This is a genomic window from Streptomyces sp. NPDC055078, from assembly GCF_053607985.1.
The window spans coordinates 1-5,632 of the sequence record NZ_JBSGUP010000545.1 but is presented as its reverse complement, the minus strand read 5'-3'; the positions used below and the strand labels follow the sequence as shown (position 1 = coordinate 5,632).

Below are 5,632 nucleotides of genomic sequence, written 5' to 3'. Positions count from 1 at the left end.
GTCCGGGCCTCAGGCATGTTCGGCGCCTTGTGCGTGTCCGGGACCTGGGGCGTGTCCGGGTGCGGGCGGGCGTCCAGGGCCTGCGCGGGTCCGGGTGCCGGCGGGTCAGCGCGACGCTGCCCGCGCCGCCCGCCCGCCGTACAGGTCGGGACGTAGCAGGCGCAGGTAGTCGGTCGGCTCACCGCTCGCGGCACCCACCGGCACGCGGGCGCAGACGACGTCCTCGTCGGGCCCCAACTGGAGCACGACGGAGCCGTCGGGGGCCACGACGCGGGAGCGGCCGGTGAAGGTGTACGGGGCCTGACGCCCGGTGCGGTTCACGTAGACGAGCGGCAGGCGGTTGTCCAGGGCCCGGGCCCGCGACGCCAGCTCGTGGTCGGCCTCGTACGGCTCCATGTTGGCCGCGACGCCCACCAGGAGCTGGGCGCCGTCGAGGGCCAGCGTCCGCGCCGGTTCGGGGAACTCGATGTCGAAGCAGATCAGCGGCCCGACGCGGACTCCGGCCAGTTCGACCACGCCCAGGCGGTCACCGGCCGCGAAGTGCTCGCGCTCCCGGTCGAAGAGATGCGTCTTGCGGTAGACGTCCACCAGGCTGCCGTCGCTGTCGACACACGCCAGGGAGTTCGCGACGCCGCCGGTGTCGGTGCGGGTGCCGGTGCTGCCCCTGAGGGCACCGCCTCCGCCGGTGCCGTCGCCGAGGGCGCTGTCCCTGAGGGCGCTGCCTCCCCCGGTGCCGACGCTCTCCGTGAAGCCCACGACGACGGCCGTACGCCACCGCGCCGCCACGGCCCGCACCCGCCCCATCACCTCGCCGTGCGGGTCGAGCGCCACCTCCCGTACGGAGTCGAGGCGGTAGCCGCCCAGGAACAGCTCGGGAAAAACGATCAGCTCCGCTTCGGGGTGCGCGCCGACGATGTCTTCGAGGCGTGCCAGATCGGCGGCGATGTCAGCCGGGTGCGGTGTCAGCTGGGCCAGTGCCACCCGTAGCTCACGGCGCGCACCGGCCGGAGTGCTCATGTCAGCCCCAGGGCGTACTCGGCGTCCGACAGGCGCCGCAGGCCGTCGGTGCGCACGTGGTAGTTGTCCTCCACCTTCAGCAGCACGAACTGCTCGCCCACCCACACCCCGGTCTCCGGCTCCAGGGAGATGACGCTGTTCTCCCGCAGCACGAAGTCACGGTCGACGAGGTGGGCGCGGTGGATCGTGGGCAGTTCACAGGCCCGCAGCCCGACACCGTGTCCCATGGCGTACGGGGTACGGGGCAGCCCCTGGCTCTCCAGGTAGCCGTTGACCGCCGCATCGACCTCGGAGGCGCGCGCCCCCGGCTTCGCGGCCTCCTCCCCGATGTGGTGGGCGGTGATCAGGGCGCGGTAGGCGTCCTGGACGGCGCGGGGCGGCTCGCCCACGAAGCCGGTGCGGGCGATGTCGGAGCCGTAGCCGTGGACTCCGTACAGGCCGATGTCGAAGAAGTACGCGTCGCCCTCCCGCAGCGTGCTGCCCCGGCCGAACCAGGTGCCGCTGCCCCGGCGGTGGTTGCACAGCGAGTGCGACAGGAACTCGGCGCCGTCGCGCTGGGCGGATTCCATGGCCGCCGCCAGGACGTCGAAGTCGGCCAGGCCGGGCCCCGCCGCCGCCAGCGCGGCCGTCGCCGCGCGGGCGTTGACCTTGCTCGCCGCGTCCAGCAGCGTGATCTCCTCGGCCGTCTTCTCGATCCGCAGCTCGTACAGCAGATGTCCGACCGGCACGAAATCGGTCTCCGGTGCCGCCTCTCCCAGCCGGTTCAGCACCTGCGGGTCGATCAGTTCGTGGCCCACCCGGCCGGCCCCGGCCAGCGCCCGGCCGAGGTGGGTGGCCCAGTAGACCGGGTGGCCGACGGCGGGCGCCCACGACGGGACGGGGTGGATCGCCCGGATCCACGGCAGATCCGGGTCGGGCGACTTCACCTCCTCGTCCACCCAGGGCGCGAAGATCTCCACCGCGCCGTCGGCGTCGACCACGGCGGCGAACCAGTCGAACGCCTCCGCGATGATCTGTGTGCGGTAGTCGGACGCGTAGCGGATGTGATCGAAGCCCGTGAGGAGCAGATGGCTGAGGCCCTGCTCGCGCATGAGCGCTGTGAGCCGCTCCCGCCGGTCCGTGCGGAGCCGGTCGATGTCGATGTCGGGCCAGGTGAACACGATATGCCTCCTCGTTGCCGTGAAGAAGCGCTTCTGCGCGACGTGTGATTCATGGTTGGTGAAGCGCTTCTGCGAGTCAATAGGCGCGGCAGATCCGATGGGCGGGCGGTGCGGGGTATCTGCGGGGCGGTCGGTGTCGGGTAATCCGCAGGGCGGACGGTGCGGGCGTCCGCAGGCCAGGGCTGTGCGCCCGCCGGGTCGCGCGGGAGATCGCAGGCCGCGTGGTTACGCGTCCGCAGGTGACGGCCTGCGCGCGGGCGGCTCCGGCTCGCTGAGGCGGGAGGCGCAGCGCACGGCGCTGCGCTGGGCCCAGGGCCCGCTCGTCAGTGCCCCCACCAGCAGGATGCACAGCCCGCACCCCGCGATGACCCACCACGCCGGGCGCGTCGCCGCGACGAACACCTCTCCGTACGAGGCCGTACGCGCCCCCACCGTGACGCCCGCCGCCAGGACGGTGCCGATCACCGCCACCCCCAGCGTCTGCCCGATCTGCCGGCTCGTGGACGCGACCGCCGCCGCCACCCCCGCCTGGGCGCGGGGCATCCCCGAGACCGCCGTATTGGTGATCGGGGCGTTCACCATGCCGAAGCCCAGGCCGAACAGGGCGAAGCCGCTGAAGAGGAGCACGTTCGACGTCTCCGCCTCGAAGACCGCGAACAGCACCCCGCTCGCCGCTATCGCCGGACCCGCGATCAGCAGCGGCAGCCGTGGGCCACGGCTGCCGACCAGCCGCCCGGACAGCGGGGCGCAGACCAGGGTCATGCCAGCCATCGGGAGCATGTAGAGCCCGGCGTGCAGGGCGGAGTACCCGCGTACCTCCTGGAGATACAGGGTGGTCAGAAAGAGGAACCCGCCCAGTGAGGCGAACGCGCACACCGCGATGACCGTCGCCCCGCTGAAGGGCGCGCTCCGGAAGAAGCGCAGATCGATCAGGGGCTCGCGGCGGCGCGGCTCGTACAGCAGCACCCCCGCCAGCGCGCCCGCCGCGACCACGGCGAAGACGAGGTCGGTCTCGATGATCGAGTACGTCAGCGAGCCCAGCAGCACGATGATCAGCAGCTGGCCGACAGGATCGGTCCGCCGGGGCTTCGGGGCGCGGGACTCCGGGACGTAACGCCAGGTCAGCAGGAGCGCGAGGATACCGACGGGGAGGTTGACCCAGAAGATCGAACGCCAGCCGATCGAGTCCACGAGCAGACCGCCGACCAGCGGCCCGGCCGCCATGGAGATACCGACGACACCGCCCCATACGCCGATCGCGCGGGCGCGCTCGCGCGGATCGGTGAAGGTGTTGGTGATGATCGACATCGCGACCGGGTTGAGCATCGAGCCGCCGACCGCCTGGACCATCCGGAACGCGACGAGCGACTCCAGATTCGGCGCGAGCGAGCAGAGCAGCGAGCCGAGCGTGAACAGCACAAGACCGGCCATGAACACCTTGCGCCGCCCGATCCGGTCGGCGGTGGAGCCCATGAGCATCAGCAGGGCGGCGAGGACGAGGGTGTACGCGTCGATCGTCCACTGCATGCCGGTGACGGTCGCGTCCAGCTCCCGGCCCATCGACGGGAGCGCCACATTGAGGATCGTGTTGTCCAGGCTGACGATCAGCAGACTCATACAGCAGATCGCCAGTACGAGCAGTCGCCGCCGGGATGTCAGCTCGGGCATGTTGTCGATAGTACGACTAACTAATAACCCATGCCCGGCCAGGACAGCCATTCGGGACACCGGCCGGGAAGCCGTTCGGGACCACCGGCCCGGAAGCTTCGGGAGACGGGTCAGGACACCCCTGAGGGACGAGAGGGCACCCCTGGGGGACACGGGCTATGACCCCCGTACGGGACAATGGACGGATGACCACGCTCGCCATCGGCCCGCATGCCGTACAGCCCCCCGTGGTGCTCGCCCCCATGGCAGGCATCACCAACGCGCCCTTCCGCACCCTGTGCCGGGAGTTCGCCGAGGGTGTCCGGGGGTTCGGGGACCGGCCCCCGGAGGCTCCGGTTCCGGCGGGTGCGGCCTCGGCGGGTCCGGTTCCGGGGGACGCGGCTCCGGTTCCGGCAGGTCCGGCTTCGGTTCCGGCAGGTCCGGCTCCGGGGGGCGCGGCTTCGGCGGGCAGGGGCCTCTTCGTGAGCGAGATGATCACCACGCGGGCGCTGGTGGAGCGCAATGAGAAGACCATGCAGCTGATCCACTTCGACGCGGGCGAGACACCCCGGTCGATCCAGCTGTACGGGGTCGACCCGGTGACCGTGGGCAAGGCCGTCCGCATGATCGTGGACGAGGATCTCGCCGACCACATCGACCTGAACTTCGGCTGCCCGGTACCGAAGGTGACCCGTAAGGGCGGCGGTTCGGCGCTGCCGTACAAGCGGCCTCTGCTGCGTGCCATCCTCCACGAGGCCGTCACCAACGCCGGGGACCTGCCCGTCACGATGAAGATGCGCAAGGGCATCGACGACGATCACCTCACCTATCTGGACGCGGGCCGGATCGCGGTCGACGCGGGCGTCACCGCGATCGCGCTGCACGGGCGGACGGCGGCGCAGCACTACGGCGGTACGGCGGACTGGGACGCGATTGCCCGGCTGAAGTCCCATGTCCCCGAGATCCCCGTCCTCGGCAACGGCGACATCTGGTCGGCGGACGACGCGCTGCGGATGATGCGGGAGACGGGGTGCGACGGAGTGGTCGTGGGGCGCGGCTGCCTGGGGCGGCCGTGGCTGTTCGGCGATCTGGTGTCGGCATTCGAGAACGGGGGCGCGGGCGGGGCGCCCGCCGCGCCGACCCTGAGGGAGGTCGCGGCGGTGATGCTGCGGCACGCGGAGCTGCTGGGGGAGTGGATCGGGGACGAGGCGCGCGGGGTGATCGACTTCCGTAAGCACGTCGCCTGGTACCTGAAGGGATTCTCGGTCGGCTCCGAGATGCGCAAGCGCCTCGCGATCACCTCCTCGCTCGCCGAACTGGGCGAGGGCCTCGCGGAACTGGACCTGTCCCAGCCCTGGCCCACGGGCGCGGACGGCCCCCGGGGCCGTACCTCGGGGAACAACCGGGTGGTGCTGCCGGACGGTTGGCTGAAGGATCCCTACGACTGCGCCGATCTGGGTGCCGAGGCCGAGCTGGACACATCGGGCGGCTGAGGGGGCAAGGGGGCCAAGGAGGCTGAGGGGTCGAGGGGGCTGAGGGGCCGAGGGGCTCAGGGCGGCCTGGAGGGGTGGACAGGGCTTGTGGGGCGCCCGGGGGCTTTTGGGGTGGCCGGGCGGATGACTGGGCGGATGTCCGGACGTTGTCCGGGGACGCGACTGGCCCCGATCCGGGTCCGAATGCCGGACCTGACGGCTCGTCCAGCGCGTGATTCTCGCCACCCCTGATCAGGGTTGCGCTCAGATGAGCGTTTTGAAGTCGACTGCACCTCTCGCAAGGGTGGCACTGCGTGCCACCCTTGCTGGCTTCAC

The 5,632-nt window shown here is 71.5% G+C and carries 4 protein-coding genes; 1 reads left to right on the top strand and 3 read right to left on the bottom strand.

The window, feature by feature from the left end:
- Window positions 1-105: 105 nt before the first annotated feature.
- The 3 genes from ACWF94_RS31585 to ACWF94_RS31575 all read right to left on the bottom strand — a co-directional run bounded on the left by ACWF94_RS31585 (window position 106) and on the right by ACWF94_RS31575 (window position 3,845).
- A complete protein-coding gene (locus ACWF94_RS31585; RefSeq protein WP_453496212.1) occupies window positions 106-1,017 on the bottom strand; it encodes a nitrilase-related carbon-nitrogen hydrolase in 912 nt (303 codons plus the stop codon).
- Window positions 1,014-2,177, bottom strand: coding sequence for a M24 family metallopeptidase (locus tag ACWF94_RS31580; protein ID WP_453496209.1), 1,164 nt, complete (start codon window positions 2,175-2,177; stop codon window positions 1,014-1,016). The genes ACWF94_RS31585 and ACWF94_RS31580 overlap by 4 nt, the downstream gene beginning before the upstream one ends.
- 225 nt (window positions 2,178-2,402) lie before the next feature.
- Window positions 2,403-3,845 carry an MFS transporter gene (locus ACWF94_RS31575; RefSeq protein ID WP_453496205.1) on the bottom strand — a complete coding sequence of 481 codons (1,443 nt, stop codon included), beginning with the start codon at window positions 3,843-3,845 and terminating at the stop codon, window positions 2,403-2,405.
- 185 nt (window positions 3,846-4,030) lie between these two features.
- Here ACWF94_RS31575 and dusB point away from each other — a divergent pair, with 185 nt between their 5' ends.
- Window positions 4,031-5,317, top strand: a complete 1,287-nt coding sequence (gene dusB, locus ACWF94_RS31570; protein WP_453496202.1) for a tRNA dihydrouridine synthase DusB — start codon at window positions 4,031-4,033, stop codon at window positions 5,315-5,317.
- The last annotated feature ends 315 nt before the right edge of the window (window positions 5,318-5,632 follow it).

Excerpts from the sequence above, each read along its gene's own strand:
- dusB (WP_453496202.1), top strand. The coding sequence starts at position 4,031 with ATGACCACGCTCGCCATCGGCCCGCATGCCGTACAGCCCCCCGTGGTG.
- ACWF94_RS31575 (WP_453496205.1), bottom strand. The coding sequence starts at position 3,845 with ATGCCCGAGCTGACATCCCGGCGGCGACTGCTCGTACTGGCGATCTGC.
- ACWF94_RS31585 (WP_453496212.1), bottom strand. The coding sequence starts at position 1,017 with ATGAGCACTCCGGCCGGTGCGCGCCGTGAGCTACGGGTGGCACTGGCC.